General features: G+C 66.7%; 14 protein-coding genes, 1 pseudogene and 1 other annotated feature. Of the genes and pseudogenes, 7 read left to right on the top strand and 8 right to left on the bottom strand.

The genetic code is table 11. From position 1 onward, the window contains the following. The first annotated feature begins 88 nt into the window (after positions 1–88). A complete protein-coding gene (locus G4Q83_RS14305) occupies positions 89–793 on the top strand; it encodes a PP2C family protein-serine/threonine phosphatase (RefSeq protein WP_128419606.1) in 705 nt (234 codons plus the stop codon). Positions 794–945: 152 nt separating this feature from the next. Here G4Q83_RS14305 and dnaQ read toward each other — a convergent pair whose 3' ends face one another. From dnaQ to G4Q83_RS14290, 3 genes are read right to left on the bottom strand one after another with little or no spacing between them, the layout of a single operon-like run. Then, complete coding sequence (gene dnaQ / locus G4Q83_RS14300) at positions 946–1,686, bottom strand: DNA polymerase III subunit epsilon (RefSeq protein ID WP_128419607.1); 741 nt, start codon at positions 1,684–1,686, stop codon at positions 946–948. A 32-nt stretch (positions 1,687–1,718) separates the two neighbouring features. Beyond that, positions 1,719–2,177 (bottom strand): ribonuclease HI, encoded by a 459-nt coding sequence (rnhA, locus tag G4Q83_RS14295; protein WP_128419608.1) that lies wholly within the window; start codon positions 2,175–2,177, stop codon positions 1,719–1,721. Between the two features lie 13 nt (positions 2,178–2,190). Further along, positions 2,191–2,850 (bottom strand): class I SAM-dependent methyltransferase, encoded by a 660-nt coding sequence (locus G4Q83_RS14290; RefSeq protein WP_185817225.1) that lies wholly within the window; start codon positions 2,848–2,850, stop codon positions 2,191–2,193. 12 nt (positions 2,851–2,862) lie between these two features. Between G4Q83_RS14290 and gloB the strand changes: the two genes are divergently transcribed. The 6 genes and pseudogenes from gloB to G4Q83_RS14260 form a co-directional block, all read left to right on the top strand. Continuing rightward, positions 2,863–3,627 (top strand): hydroxyacylglutathione hydrolase, encoded by a 765-nt coding sequence (gene gloB, locus G4Q83_RS14285; RefSeq protein WP_128419609.1) that lies wholly within the window; start codon positions 2,863–2,865, stop codon positions 3,625–3,627. Beyond that, positions 3,624–4,850, top strand: a complete 1,227-nt coding sequence (locus tag G4Q83_RS14280; RefSeq protein WP_128419610.1) for a lytic transglycosylase domain-containing protein — start codon at positions 3,624–3,626, stop codon at positions 4,848–4,850. Before gloB ends, G4Q83_RS14280 begins: the two co-directional genes overlap by 4 nt. Positions 4,851–5,018: 168 nt before the next feature. Next, positions 5,019–6,002, top strand: a complete 984-nt coding sequence (locus G4Q83_RS14275; RefSeq protein ID WP_185817191.1) for an IS5 family transposase — start codon at positions 5,019–5,021, stop codon at positions 6,000–6,002. A gap of 378 nt (positions 6,003–6,380) precedes the next feature. Continuing rightward, the gene (locus G4Q83_RS14270; protein WP_128422003.1) at positions 6,381–6,923 is read left to right on the top strand and encodes a winged helix-turn-helix domain-containing protein; all 543 of its coding nucleotides are present in this window, start codon (positions 6,381–6,383) and stop codon (positions 6,921–6,923) included. Positions 6,924–6,927: 4 nt separating this feature from the next. Next, positions 6,928–8,159 (top strand): IS3 family transposase gene (locus tag G4Q83_RS14265; RefSeq protein WP_185817224.1). Its coding sequence is split into 2 segments (ribosomal slippage): positions 6,928–7,210 and positions 7,210–8,159, totalling 1,233 coding nucleotides; the frame shifts between segments, so codons are not numbered across the junction. Further along, positions 7,209–7,325: a sequence feature (AL1L pseudoknot), on the top strand. It overlaps the preceding gene by 117 nt. Before the next feature lie 36 nt (positions 8,160–8,195). Next, positions 8,196–8,762: pseudogene (locus G4Q83_RS14260) on the top strand (IS630 family transposase); the annotation flags it as partial. Between the two features lie 51 nt (positions 8,763–8,813). Here G4Q83_RS14260 and G4Q83_RS24670 read toward each other — a convergent pair. The 5 genes from G4Q83_RS24670 to G4Q83_RS14235 all read right to left on the bottom strand — a co-directional run bounded on the left by G4Q83_RS24670 (position 8,814) and on the right by G4Q83_RS14235 (position 13,193). Next, positions 8,814–9,050: a transposase gene (locus G4Q83_RS24670; RefSeq protein ID WP_128418970.1), complete on the bottom strand. Its 237-nt coding sequence runs from the start codon at positions 9,048–9,050 to the stop codon at positions 8,814–8,816. 535 nt (positions 9,051–9,585) lie between these two features. Further along, positions 9,586–10,251, bottom strand: coding sequence for an ABC-type transport auxiliary lipoprotein family protein (locus G4Q83_RS14250; protein ID WP_128418969.1), 666 nt, complete (start codon positions 10,249–10,251; stop codon positions 9,586–9,588). After that, the gene (locus G4Q83_RS14245; protein WP_128418968.1) at positions 10,248–11,174 is read right to left on the bottom strand and encodes an MlaD family protein; all 927 of its coding nucleotides are present in this window, start codon (positions 11,172–11,174) and stop codon (positions 10,248–10,250) included. The genes G4Q83_RS14250 and G4Q83_RS14245 overlap by 4 nt, the downstream gene beginning before the upstream one ends. A 3-nt stretch (positions 11,175–11,177) precedes the next feature. Then, the gene (locus tag G4Q83_RS14240) at positions 11,178–11,999 is read right to left on the bottom strand and encodes an ABC transporter ATP-binding protein (protein WP_128418967.1); all 822 of its coding nucleotides are present in this window, start codon (positions 11,997–11,999) and stop codon (positions 11,178–11,180) included. A gap of 81 nt (positions 12,000–12,080) precedes the next feature. Next, a complete protein-coding gene (locus G4Q83_RS14235; RefSeq protein ID WP_128418966.1) occupies positions 12,081–13,193 on the bottom strand; it encodes an ABC transporter permease in 1,113 nt (370 codons plus the stop codon). Positions 13,194–13,279: the final 86 nt, after the last annotated feature.

The following is a 13,279-nucleotide window of genomic DNA, read 5'->3' as shown; positions in this document are numbered from 1 at the left end:
CCTGCGGCGGCGGCGGGATTGCCTGTTGTCCGCTTGGCCGCGATGATGCCATTCGAATGACAGGAAGCCGGCCAGCCGCGGGCGCGCAATGATCGAATTCGGACACCTCACCCACGTCGGCCTGCGCCGCGCACTCAACGAGGACACCTACTACGGTGACAACGAGCTCGGCCTGTGGCTGGTCGCCGACGGCATGGGCGGCCACGCCTGCGGCGAGGTCGCCAGCGCCCTGGCGCGCGAGGCCATCGTCCGCGAGGTGCGCAGCGGCACGCCGCTGGCTCAGGCGATTCGCATCGCCGACGAAGAGATCATCCGCGCCGTACGCCGGCGCAACGACACCTTGCCGATGGGCACCACCGTGGTCGCCGCGCGCGTGCAGGGCAACCGCTTCGAGGTGGCCTGGGTCGGCGACAGCCGCGCCTACCTGTGGCGCGACGGCAAGCTGGCCCAGCTCAGCCAGGATCACAGCTACATGCAGGAACTGATCGCGCAGGGCGCGCTGACTGCCGAGCAGGCGCGTGCGCACCCGCACCGCAACGTGGTCACCCAGGCGCTGGGCGTGACCGATCCGCTGCATCTCAACGTGGCCACGATGACCGGCGAGCTGCGCCCGGGCATGCAGCTGCTGCTGTGCAGCGACGGGCTGACCGAGGAAGTGGACGACCCCGGCATCGCCGCCACGCTCGGCCACCACGACTGCAGCGCGCAGGAATGCGTGGACACGCTGGTGGCCGCCGCGCTGGACGGCGGCGGCTCGGACAACATCACCGTGGTCCTGGTGCGCTGCCACTGAGCCCGGGCGCCCGGCGCGCCGGCGCAGGCCGTGCCGCGAATCGGCACACGCGGCGGCGGCGCCTCCGCGCCTTCGCAGCACGCGCGTCGTCGCTGCGCCGCGCCGGGCCACTGCGGCGCGCCAGCGTCGGCGCGTCCCGGCGCCGCGACCGCTCAGCCGGCCACGGCGGCGGCGGCCAGCGCCGGCTCGAGCGCGTCCCACAGCGCGTGCCCGGCTTTCTTGCGCAGCTGTTCCAGCCAGGCCTGGTGCGCTTGCAGCTCCGACGCCGTCGGCAGTACCCGCGGCCGCGGCAGCAGCATCGCCATGTCGAACGCCGCGTGCTGGTCGTCGCCCTGGCCGGCGCGGTCGTCGGCCAGGGCGAAGCCGATTTCCTCCTGGCCCGAGGTCAGCGCGATGTACACCTCGCTGAGGATCTGCGCATCGAGTAGCGCGCCGTGCAACTGCCGATGCGCGTTGTCCACGCCCAGCCGCTTGCACAGCGCGTCCAGCGAATTGCGCTGGCCCGGGAAGCGCTCGCGCGCCAGCGCCAGCGTGTCGATGACCGAGGCGCGGTCGAGGATGCGTCCGTAGGACGCACCCAGCCGCGACAGTTCGTAGTCGAGGAAGCCCAGGTCGAACGAAGCGTTGTGGATGATCAGTTCGGCGCCGTCGATGAAGCCCAGGAACTCGTCCACCACCTCGTGGAACTGCGGCTTGTCGGCGAGGAACTCCAGGGTCAGGCCGGTGACTTCCTGCGCGCCGGGCTCGAAGTCGCAGTCCGGACGCAGGTAATGGTGGAAATTGCGTCCGCTCGGACGGCGCTCGAGCAGTTCCACCGCGCCGATTTCGACGATGCGGTTGCCCTTCTTCCATTCCAGGCCGGTGGTTTCGGTATCGAGGATGATCTGGCGCATGCGGCTCGCTGCAAGGGAAATCGTGGAAAGGATCAGGACGCGACCGCGGCGGCGCCGGCGCGTACCCGCAGCGCCTGGTTGCGCGCCAGCACGTCCACCCGCTCGTTGTCCGGATCGCCGTTGTGGCCCTTGACCCAGCGCCAGTCGATCGTGTGCCGGTGCGCGGCGGCATGCAGGCGCTCCCACAGGTCGCGGTTCTTGACCGGGTCGCCGCCGGCGGTCTTCCACTGCCGCCGCACCCAGCCCGGCATCCATTCGGTGATGCCCTGGCGCACGTACTGCGAATCGGTGTGCAACACGATCTGGCAAGGCTCGTTGAGCGTCTCCAGCGCCATGATCGCGGCCATCAGCTCCATGCGGTTGTTGGTGGTGTGCGCCTCGGCGCCGGCCACTTCGCGCTCCAGGCCCTTGTAGCGCAGCAGCGCGGCCCAGCCGCCGGGGCCGGGATTGCCGAGGCAGGCGCCATCGGTATGGATATCGACAGTCTTCATGTACGTCCAGGAATCAGATGGAGACGGCTGAACCGCGCCAGCGTATCGGCGCGCGCAGCGCAATGGGGCCGATGCCGGCGGCGCTGCGTTTCTCCGCCTGCAGCAGGCACACTGCCCGCAACGGCGCGCCGGAGGGCGCCGCGCCGGCCGCGCCGCGGGTCGGCCAGACCGGCCCGAGATAGCGCAGCGGATCGGTGCATGGCAGCCCGGCCTGCTCCAGCAGGCCGCGCCAGCTGCCTGGCGGCCGCGCCACCAGGCCCTGCCGGCGCCAGCGCAGCCGGTACGGGCTCATCGCATTGAGCGCGAACAGCCAGATGCAGCCGCCCGGCAGCAGCACCCGCTCGCACTCTTCCAGCAACGCCGCGGCGTCGGCGCCCAGCACGTGCTGCAGCACGATCGCGCCGAGGCTCTCCGACGGCAGCGGCAGCGGCAGCGTGCACACCAGGTCGCCGGCATAGCCGCGCACGGTGCGGTGCAGGCGCATGCCGCGCCCTGGAAGTTCGTGCGCCAGCGGCGCGAACGGCAGCGGCGCCAGCCACAGCCAAGGCTGCGCGGGGCGGCCGAGCAAGGCATCCAGGATCAAGGGTTGCTCGGCCTGGAGCAGTTGTTGCGCCACCCCTGTGTCAAACCAGGATGAGACGGCGGCTTGACGAGGGAACGGGGCGGCAGGCATGGTGCCAATTCTATGCGACTGATCGCCCTGCCCGCATTTCAGGATAACTACATCTGGGCGATCGCCGCCGCGGACGGCCGGGCCTTGCTGGTCGACCCGGGCCAGGCCGCGCCGGTGTTCGAGGCGATGGCGCAGGGACTGCAACCGGCTGCGGTGCTGCTGACCCATCATCACCACGACCACATCGGCGGCGTGGCTGCGTTGCGCGAGCGCTGGCCGGAGCTGCCGGTGTACGCCCCGGACGAGCCGCGGATCCCGATCGCCAGCCAGCGCGTCGGTGACGGCGACACCGTCCGGGTACTGGACTGGGAGCTACAGACCCTTGCCGTGCCTGGACACACCCGCTCGCACGTGGCCTATGCCGGCCACGGCCATCTGTTCAGCGGGGATACCCTGTTCAGCCTGGGCTGTGGCCGTATGTTCGAAGGTACGCCGGCCCAGATGCTGGGTTCGCTGCAACGGTTGGCTGCCCTGCCCGGCGCCACCCTGGTGTGCTGCGGACACGAATACACCCTGGCCAATGCGGCATTCGCCGTCACGGTCGATCCCGCCAACGCTGCCTTGCGGCAGCGCCATCAGGAAGCCCAGGCCATGCGTCACGCTGCCCGCCCCACCGTTCCCATCGCCCTCGCCAGCGAAGTGGCGACCAACCCGTTCCTGCGCACCGCCTCGGCGGCGGTGCGGCAGGCGGTCGGCGCCCGGCTCGGCCGCGGCATCCGCGACGACGTGGAAGCATTCGCCGAATTGCGGCGCTGGAAGGACGAATTCCGCGCATGAGGTCGCTGGCGTTGACGGCGGCACTGATGCTGGCGACGGCATCGGCCGCGGCCCCTCCCGCGAGCGCGACCGTACCGATCGGTGCCGCACTGGAGCAGACCGTTGCCGGCTTGAACGTCCTGCCGGTGGGTGTCGCGGCCTTGCCGCCGCCGACCACACGCAACGGCCGCGCCATCCTGGCCAGCTTCCGCGACGGTCTGGCCGACGCGCAGTGCGACGGCGGCGCCAGCGACGCGCGCTGGAAGCAACAGTTCTCGCGCGCACCGGCGCGTCTGGCCAACGAGGACGAAGACGTGCTGCCGCTGTTCGGCTATGTGGTCGACGAACTGCGCGCAGCCGACCTGCCGACCGAGTTCGCGCTGATCCCGTTCGTGGAGAGCGGCTATCGCCCTGCCGCGCGCAACACCGGCGGTCCGGCCGGGCTCTGGCAGTTCATCGCCGGCACCGCGCGCAACCACGACATCCCGGTCGAAGGCGGCTACGACGGGCGCCTGTCCGCGGTCGATTCCACCCGCGCCGCGGTGCGCTACCTGAAGACCTTGCATGGCATGTTCGGCGGCGACTGGCGCTTGGCGATCATGGCCTACAACGCCGGCGAGTACCGCATACTGCAGTCGATGCGCCGTGCCGGCATGAACGCGCAGAACGCGCAGCCGGACAAGCTGCCGGGGCTGTCGCCGATCACCTACGCCTACGTCGAGAAGCTGCACGCGCTGGCTTGCGTGTTGGAACAGGCGCAGACCCGCGACGAATGGATGGTCTCGCTGGACCGCGAGGTGCCGATCCTGCAGGCGCGCACCCTGCCGGCCGGCATGGCGCTGGACGACTGGGCGCGGCAGCAGGCGCTGCAGGGCAACCAAGTCGCGCGCCTGAACCCGGCGCTGGGCAGCGCGCGTAGCAGCAAGCGTACGCTGCCGGTACTGGTACCGGCAGGCGTCGGCGGCAGTGCCGCCACGACCGCCGCCGATGCGCTGGCGGCAACGCAACCGCAGGTCGAGACAGCGACGGACAGGAGCCTCGCCCGCGCCACCGAGCCCGCGCCGCCGCGCCGCCGCGCCCACACTGCGGCCGAACCGCGCCGCACCCACACGGTCCGCAACGGCGATACCGCCTGGAACATCGCCAAGCGTTACGGCATCACCGTGCAAACGCTGCTGACGAAGAACGGCCTTTCCGCACGCAGCGTGCTGCGCCCGGGCATGGTGCTGAGCTACGAAGAATAGGCCGCTTTCGCTGCGGCCGGACCCCCGGGGGTGCAGGGCAAGCGGAGCTGGCCGGGTCGGGCCAGGGCCTTCATGGCCGCATCACCGCAGCGACGCACCGTTAGGGATGGTCTGAACAACTCCCTCTGATCCTGCGACAATCGTACAAAGCCCAACAGGACAACGACGATGCAATTGTCTTTCGGCGACGCGGAGTACAACGGCAAGCGCAAGCAGACGCGGCGCGAAAGGTTGCTGGCCGAGATGGATCAGGTGGTGCCGTGGAAAGACCTGCTGGCGCTGATCGCGCCGCACTATCCGAAGTCGGGCCATCCGGGCCGTCAGCCGTACCCGCTGGAGACAATGCTGCGCATCCACTTTCTGCAGCAGTGGTACGCACTGAGCGACCCGGGCGCGGAAGAAGCCTTGTACGACACGGCGTCGATGCGCCGTTTCGCCAGGATCGGCGGGTTGGATGAGGTGCCGGACGAGACCACGATCCTCAACTTCCGCCGGTTGCTGGAGACGCACGATCTGGCGCGCACGCTGTTCAACCGGGTCAACGCGCACCTATCGCGCAAGGGCCAGAGCCTGCGCGGCGGCACCATCGTGGACGCCACGATCATTGCCGCGCCCAGCTCGACCAAGAACAAGAACGGCGAGCGCGACCCGGAAATGCACCAGACCAAGAAGGGCAATCAGTACTACTTCGGGATGAAAGCGCACATCGGCGTGGACGATGAGTCCGGGCTGGTGCACCACTTGGAATGCACGGCGGCCAACGCCGCAGATATCACCCAGGCGCACAAGCTGCTGCACGGCAAGGAAGACACGGTATGCGGCGACAGCGGCTACACCGGGCTGGCCAAGCGCGAGGAGATGGCGAGCAAGCGCAAGCTGCGCTATCTGATCGCGGAGAAGCCCTCGAAGCTGAAGCAGATCAAGAGCAAGCGCGAATTGAAGTGGGCACAGCGCTGGGAGCACGCCAAGGCCAGCCTGAGGGCGAAGGTGGAGCATCCGTTCCGGGTGATCAAGCGCCAGTTTGGCTACGTCAAGGTGCGCTATCGCGGCCTGGCGAAGAACACGGCGCAAGTGCTGACGCTGTTTGCGCTGTCGAACCTGTGGCTGAAGCGAAAGCAGTTGCTGCCTGTCGTGGGGAGGGTGTGCCTGTAATCCGGGAAATACCCCGGAAATGCGCCGGAAACGGCGAAAAACCGAGGGTCTGAGCGCCGTGGGCGTGGTCGATATGGCTTGCCTCATCCTCCGACCGCGTTGATCAGACTATCCTTAGAGCATTTTCGATTTATCTATTTACGTATTCGCATGAAGCGAAGTCGTTGGAGCATTCGTGAGACGTGGACACATCCAGTCGTGTGCCGATCTCGGTCCGCAAAGCATCCACGGTTCGCTTGGCGGCTTTGCGTAAAAGGGCCTTGCGCTTGGAGAACATCGTCTCGATCGGATGGAGGTCGGGCGGTGCGGTGGCAAGTAGAGCTATTGATTCGAAATAGTTGATCTTGACATCTGGAAATCGCTTCTCCTGTGGGGGACATGGAAAAACGCGACATGAGATCGCTTCCTCGTGAGGCACGGGAAGAGCGGCGTCGGCAGGCGATCGCCCTGCGCAAGCGCGGCTGGACCTACGAAGAGATTGCCGAGCAGACGGACCTGTCCCGTACGGGGGTGTTCGACATCTGCAAGCGATCTGCGCTCGAAGGCGCGACGGCCTTGCGCGACGAACCCGGCGGACGTTCGGTGAATGGAGGTTGCGCGCTGACGCAGCAACAGGGAGTGGGCCTTCGCGTCCTGGTGCGCGAGCGGATGCCGGGCCAGTCGAAGATGTCGTTCGCGTTTTGGAGGCGACATGCCGTGCGGGCGTTGATCCGGCCGCGATGCGGTTTGACGCTGACATGGCAGGGTGTCGGCCTGTATCCGGCGCGCTGGGGCTTCACACCGCAAAAGCCGATGAGGCGGGCCTGCGAGCAGCGACGGAAGCGGTGCAGGCATGGCGGAGCGAGACGTCCCCGGAGATGGCGCGCCGGGCAAAATGAACCGCCCCGGATTTTGAGGAGGCTCGAACTCTTGAGAGAATAGAGCCATGAACAAGAAATCAAGCAAGTTTTCCCCTGAAGTCCGCGAGCGTGCGGTGTGCCTGGTTCGGGAGCAACGCGGCGAGCATTCATCGACGTGGGCTGCGGTCGAATCGATTGCACCAATGATAGGCTGCACGCCTCAGACGCTGCTGGACTGGGTCAAGCGCTCCGAGATAGATAGCGGCGAGCGGGATGGCATCAGCACTGCTGAGCGTGAACGTCTCAAGGCACTGGAGCGTGAGGTCAAGGAATTGCGTCGAGCCAACGAGATTCTCAAGACCGCTAGTGTTTTTTTCGCGCAGGCGGAGCTCGACCGCAAACTGAAGTCGTAAATACTTATATCGATCGCTACCGGGATGGCCACGGGGTCGAGCCGATCTGCAAGGTATTGCAGGTTGCCCCATCGGCGTACCGGCGTTATGCAGCGCGGCAACGTAACCCTCAATTGTGTTGCGCCCGCAGCCAGCGCGACGCGGTACTGCGTATTGAGATCGACCGGGTGTGGCACGCCAACATGCGCGTGTATGGTGCCGATAAGGTCTGGCGGCAGTTGAACCGTGAAGGCATTGCTATCGCACGTTGTACGGTGGAGAGATTGATGCGTCAGCAAGGACTTCAGGGAGCACGGCGCGGCAAACATATTCGCACCACGCGTGCCGATCCGAAGGCGTCATGCCCGCTGGACCGAGTCAATCGTCAGTTCAAGGCGGATCGTCCCAATCAGCTTTGGGTCTCCGACTTTACCTATGTATCGACTTGGCAAGGTTGGCTGTACGTCGCCTTCGTTATCGACGTGTATGCCCGGCGTATCGTTGGCTGGCGCGTGAGCAGCCGCATGACGACGGACTTCGTCCTGGATGCACTGGAACAGGCGCTCTATGCTCGCCAACCGGAGAGCAAGGTTAGCCTGATCCATCATTCCGACAGAGGATCGCAATATGTTGGAATTCGCTACAGCGAACGATTGGCCGAAGCCGGCATTGCGCCATCGGTTGGCAGTCGTGGGGACAGCTACGACAACGCCTTGGCCGAAACCATCAATGGTCTATACAAGGCGGAATTGATTCATCGTCGTGGACCCTGGAAAACCAGGGAATCCGTCGAACTGGCCACGCTCGAATGGGTGGCCTGGTTCAACCATCATCGACTGCTGGAATCCATCGGCTATATCCCTCCGGCAGAAGCTGAGGCAAACTACTACAGCCAATTCATGAGCACTGCCTTGATGCCGGCTTAACTTAAACCAAATAGCCTCCGCGAAAGTCGGGGCGATTCAAAAACCGAAGGCGCGCAAATCCAGTGGGGCGAGGAAACGGGGCTGGGCTTGGACGATGTACGAGGCCGCTCCTACGCACCGATGGGCAAGACGCCCGAGCGGCGCGTGGCGAGCCGACGCGAAGGCCTGTCGGTGACGTCGACGGCGACCAATCGCGGCCAGGTGCGCTGGAAAGTCTTCGAGGATGCGATGAACGCCGATATCCCGCTCGATTTCCTGAAGCGGCCGATCGAAGACATGCGCAGCAAGAAGGTGTTTCTGATTCTCGACAACCTGAAGGTTCATCATGCCAAGCCGGTCGAGGCGTGGCTGGCCGAGCACGTCCAGGAGATCGACGTGTTCTACCTGCCGTCGTACAGCCCGGAGCCGAACCCCGACGAGATGCTCAACGCCGATCCGAAGGCGAACGCGATGAAACAAGTTCCGGCGCGGACCAAGGGACAGTTCAAGAAAGCGGTCATCAGCCATCTGCGTGGTCTCCAGAAATCGCCACAGCGTGTCGCTCGCTATTTCATGCATAAACCGATCCGCTATGCAGCTGGATTCAAGATCATGTATCTCTGATCAATAAGGTGGCGCCGACCGCTTCGATCGCTTCCCTGACACCGGCCACTTTCAGTGGCATGACAGGTCGTCGGCGACCACGATGTCGCCCGGGCGCAGGGTGGGGCACAGGCGCCTTTGGATATAGGCGAGAAAAGCAGCGCCATTCATTGGGTCGTCCAATCCCCATGGGTCGGTGATCGCATCATGGCGTAAGCCGGCAATGAAGGCGGTGGTCTTCCAGTGACCGTAGGGGGCCGAGGCGATACAGCGCTGGCCGCGTGGCGAACGCCCTCGCCGTCGCGTCATGCGGGTCGTCGTCGCTGTGTCGTCCAGAAGCGCCAGGTGCGTTGAATCCCACCGGGGCTGATCGTGCGCCCACTCAATCCGCGCCTGTTGCACGTCGGCGCGAGATCGCTCGCCGGCCTGCAGCGTTTTGTTTAAAACTCAAACCCCGCCTGTCGAGTCGATGCCACAGCGCCGGCACCTCGAGCTCCATCCCTTCCCCGACCCGACGCTCGCTCAACTCCACCAGCGTCAGGTCCGGCGTCGCAGCAATCCACTGCCGAATCTGCGCTTCCTTGTGCGCGATCGACGATCGTCGATGACCGCCCATCGGCAGACTCTGGCGCTGCCCTTCTTTTTTCCCATCGCCTGCGGACTTGATACACCCACACGCGGCTCACTTCGTAGCGCCTGGCGATGGCCGTCGCACCTTCACCGCGTTCCAATGCTCCCAGAACACGGTCGCGCAAGCCTTGTGAATAGGCACGCATCGCCACTTCCTCGGGGAAACCAAGGCTAGCTATCGCTTGGATATAGTTAAATCAAAAGCGCTCTGGGATCAGTGTCGCGGTACCGGTACGATCATCGGCTGCGGCGCCAGCGCCTTCGCGGCATCCGTTTGCCCCTGTTGCAGGGTCCAGCCGACCACGTCGCCGGTCAGCTGCGCCAGCGCCTGGCCGAAGGCGTCGGCGACCTGCGCCTGGGCGGTGCCGGCCGCCGGCTGCGCGGCAAGGAAGGTGCGCGAGGCGACCACGCGCTGGTCGGGCGTGTACAGCAGCTTGGCGTTGAGTTCGATCGTGGCCGAGGGTACCTCGCGGCCGGCGTAGTCGGATTCGAAGCGGCGCAGGTCCAGCACCAGCTTGTAGTCGGCGCGGATGCCGGTGCCGAGCCGGGCCACGCCGGGGATGCGCCCGGAATCCTCGAACGCGCGCAGCAGCGTGTCTTCGAGCATGTCGGTGGCCGGCTGCGCCCAGCTGACGCCGCTGTACACCTGCAGTTCGTCAGGGCTGGGCCGCACTGCGATGCGCGGGCTGTCGACCACGCGTGCGGCGCTGGGCTTGGTGATCGCCAGCTGCCAGGCCACCTGCGGCCAGGACGGGTCCGGCGCCACGCGCACGTCGGGCGCGTAGATCGTCACCGGGTCCTTGCCACTGCCGGTCAGCGCGGAGCAACTGGCGAGCAGCAGGGCCGGGACGGCGATCAGGAGGGCGCGCGTCGGCTTCATTTGGGTTCGAACTCCTTCGGGGCGTCGCGGCCGAGCAGGTAGCGCGCGGGGTTGTTGTCCAGGCGGTCGCTGACCCGGCGCAGGTCGCGGATCAGCCTGCGCAGTTCGGTCAGGGTCGGGCCGAGCTGGCCCAGGCCGTCGTTGGCGAAGCTGTTGATCGAGGCGCGGTTCTCGCCCAGGATCTTGTCGGCGTTGCCGGCGGCCGAATCCAGCTTGCTCAGCGTGGTTTCCAGCTGGTCCAGGATCGGCGGCAACTGCTGCACAAGGTTCCGGTCCAGGCGCTGGATGGTGCCGTTGGTGGTCTTCAAGGTCACGTCGAGATTGCGCGCGGCATCGCGCGCGCTGAGGATCAGCGACTGCATGCCCTGGTCGCGGTCGGCCAGCGAACCGCTGATCGTCTCCAGGTTGTGCAGCGTGGCGGCGATGCTGGCCACGTTGCGATCGCTGAGCACCTCGTCCAGGCGTTCGACGATGCGGTTGGCGGTATCGGTGATGTTCTGCAGCGCCGACGGCGTGGTCTGGATGATCGGCGCGTCGCTGCTGTCGATCGAGGTCAGCGACGGCGCTTCGGGAGTGCCGCCGGAGAGCTGGATGATCGACGGCCCGGTCAGGCTGGTGATGCCCAGCTTGGCGCGGGTGTCGCTCTTGATCGGCGTGGTCGAGTTCAGCCGCACCCGCGCCATCACCTGGCGCGGGTCGTTCGGCGCCAGGGTCAGTTCGGTGATCGAGCCGACCGCGATGCCGTTGTATTGCACCGGGCTGCCCACCGACAGGCCGGTGACCGCCTCGCGGAACACCACCCGGTATTCCTGCCAGGTGCGGTCGGACGAATACTTGGCCGCCCACAGCCCGAACAGCAGCAGGGCGAGCCCGGCCACGATGGTGAAGGCGCCGATCAGGACGTAGTTGGCTTTGGTTTCCATTGCTCAGGCGTTCTCGGTCCAGGCGGTTTTGGCGCCGCGGGCCGCGCGCGCGCGCGGGCCGTGGAAATACTCCTGGATCCATGGATGGTCGACTTGCTCGATTTCGGCCAGCGGGGCGGCGGCGATGACCTTGCGGTCGGCCAGCACCGCTACGCGGTCGCAGATAGCGTACAAGGTGTCCAGATCGTGGGTGATGAGGAACACGGTCAGCCCCAGCGCTTCCTGCAGAGTGCGGATCAGGCGGTCGAAGGCGGCCGCGCCGATCGGGTCCAGCCCCGCGGTGGGTTCGTCCAGGAACAGCAGCGGCGGATCCAGCGCCAGCGCGCGCGCCAGCCCGGCGCGCTTGCGCATGCCGCCGGACAGCTGCGAGGGCAGTTTGTTGATCGCATCGGCCGGCAGTCCGGCCAGCTTCACCTTCAGCAGCGCCAGTTCGTAATGCCAGCTGTCGGGCAGTTCGCCGAAGTGCTCCTTCAGCGGCACCTGCACGTTCTCGCCCACGCTCAGCGAGGAGAACAGCGCGCCGTCCTGGAACAGCACCCCGGTATTGCGCTCCACGTGCAGGCGGTCTTCGCGGCGCTTGGAGTCGGTGTCCACGCCGAGCACGCGGATGCGGCCGGCGTCGGGATCGCGCAGGCCGAGGATGCTGCGCATCAGCACCGACTTGCCGGTGCCCGAGCCGCCGACCACGCCGAGGATCTCGCCGCGGCGCACGTCCAGGTCCAGGTCTTCGTGCACGGTCTGGGTGCCGAAGCGATTGAGCAGGCCGCGCACCGAGATCGCGCGTTCTTCTTCGGGAATCGGGAGCGGGGAATCGGGAATCGTCAAGGCATGCACTCCCGGCCGGATGCACAGACGCAGTCGGCTTTCTCCATTCCCGATGTCCGATTCCCGATTCCCGGCCTCACGTCACCACCCCACGTTCATGAACCACAGCGCGGCGATCGCGTCGATGATGATCACCAGCGAGATCGTCTGCACCACGCTGGAGGTGGTGCGCTCGCCGACCGATTGCGCCGTGCCTTCCACGCGCAGACCTTCCAGGCAGCCGATCAGGCCGATCACGATCGCGAAGATCGGCGCCTTCGACAGCCCCACCAGCATGTGCCGCAACTGGATGGTGTCGTGCATGCGCGCCAGGTACATCTGCGGCGGGATGCCCAGGTCGAAGGCGCCGACGGTGACGCCGCCGGCCAGGCCGGCGATCATCGCCACGAAGGTCAGCAGCGGCAGCATCACCAGCAGCGCCACCAGCCGCGGGATCACCAGCAGGTCCATCGGGTCCAGGCCCAGGGTCTGGATCGCGTCGATCTCCTCCCGCGCCTTCATCGCGCCGATCTGCGCGGTGAACGCGCTGGCGGTGCGCCCGGCCAGCACGATCGCGGTCAGCAGTACCGCGAACTCGCGCAGGAAGGCGATGCTGACCAGTTCCACCACATAGATCTCGGCGCCGAAGTCGCGCAGGATGGTCGAGCCTAGGAACGCGATCACCGCGCCGACCAGATAGGACAGCAGGGCCACCAGCGGCACCGCGTCCAGTCCGACCTGTTCCATGTGGTGCACGGTGGAGGTCAGGCGGAAGCGCCGCGGCGCATGCATCAGGCGCAGCAGCTTGACCAGGGTCTCGCCGAGAAAGCCGACCAGCGCGACGATTTCCTTGCCGTTGCGGTGCACCGCGTAGCCCAGCCGCTCCAGCGCCGCGGCGAACCCATAGTCGCGCTTGCGCTTGGGGCGGTCGTCGGCGACGTCCTCGATGGTGCTGACCAGCGCCTGGTGGTCCTGGCGGAAGTGCAGCGCCTCGGGGGCGATGCCGTTGCGGGTGGCGTGGCGCATCAGCTGTAGTACGCCGGCCGAATCGAGCTGGCCGATGTCGCTGGCGTCGATGCCGCTGGTGCCGGGCGGCAACGCGCGCAGCACTTCCGAGGACGCCAGCGCGGTGGCCAGCGTCCAACTGCCGGACAGCCGTACCTGCGAGGGATCCTGGTCGTCCTGGCGGAGGATAGGCGGTTGGGGTTCGATCATGGGGGGCCGGGGAGTCCGGACGCGAGCATACCTGTTTCGCCGCCGTTGCAATGTCGTCGCGCGCGACAGGGTGGCTGCGCGCGGCG

The sequence above is a fragment of the Xanthomonas theicola genome (assembly GCF_014236795.1).
Lineage (GTDB): Bacteria > Pseudomonadota > Gammaproteobacteria > Xanthomonadales > Xanthomonadaceae > Xanthomonas_A > Xanthomonas_A theicola.
Note: the sequence above shows the minus strand (reverse complement) of the source record. Positions and strands in the feature narration are given on the sequence as shown.

Bases quoted from the DNA above. Each gene is read 5' to 3' on its own strand.
- G4Q83_RS14305 (WP_128419606.1), top strand. From the start codon at position 89: ATGATCGAATTCGGACACCTCACCCACGTCGGCCTGCGCCGCGCACTC.
- dnaQ (WP_128419607.1), bottom strand. From the start codon at position 1,686: ATGCGCCAGATCATCCTCGATACCGAAACCACCGGCCTGGAATGGAAG.
- rnhA (WP_128419608.1), bottom strand. From the start codon at position 2,177: ATGAAGACTGTCGATATCCATACCGATGGCGCCTGCCTCGGCAATCCC.
- G4Q83_RS14290 (WP_185817225.1), bottom strand. From the start codon at position 2,850: ATGCCTGCCGCCCCGTTCCCTCGTCAAGCCGCCGTCTCATCCTGGTTT.
- gloB (WP_128419609.1), top strand. From the start codon at position 2,863: ATGCGACTGATCGCCCTGCCCGCATTTCAGGATAACTACATCTGGGCG.
- G4Q83_RS14280 (WP_128419610.1), top strand. From the start codon at position 3,624: ATGAGGTCGCTGGCGTTGACGGCGGCACTGATGCTGGCGACGGCATCG.
- G4Q83_RS14275 (WP_185817191.1), top strand. From the start codon at position 5,019: ATGCAATTGTCTTTCGGCGACGCGGAGTACAACGGCAAGCGCAAGCAG.
- G4Q83_RS14270 (WP_128422003.1), top strand. From the start codon at position 6,381: ATGGAAAAACGCGACATGAGATCGCTTCCTCGTGAGGCACGGGAAGAG.
- G4Q83_RS24670 (WP_128418970.1), bottom strand. From the start codon at position 9,050: ATGACGCGACGGCGAGGGCGTTCGCCACGCGGCCAGCGCTGTATCGCC.
- G4Q83_RS14250 (WP_128418969.1), bottom strand. From the start codon at position 10,251: ATGAAGCCGACGCGCGCCCTCCTGATCGCCGTCCCGGCCCTGCTGCTC.
- G4Q83_RS14245 (WP_128418968.1), bottom strand. From the start codon at position 11,174: ATGGAAACCAAAGCCAACTACGTCCTGATCGGCGCCTTCACCATCGTG.
- G4Q83_RS14235 (WP_128418966.1), bottom strand. From the start codon at position 13,193: ATGATCGAACCCCAACCGCCTATCCTCCGCCAGGACGACCAGGATCCC.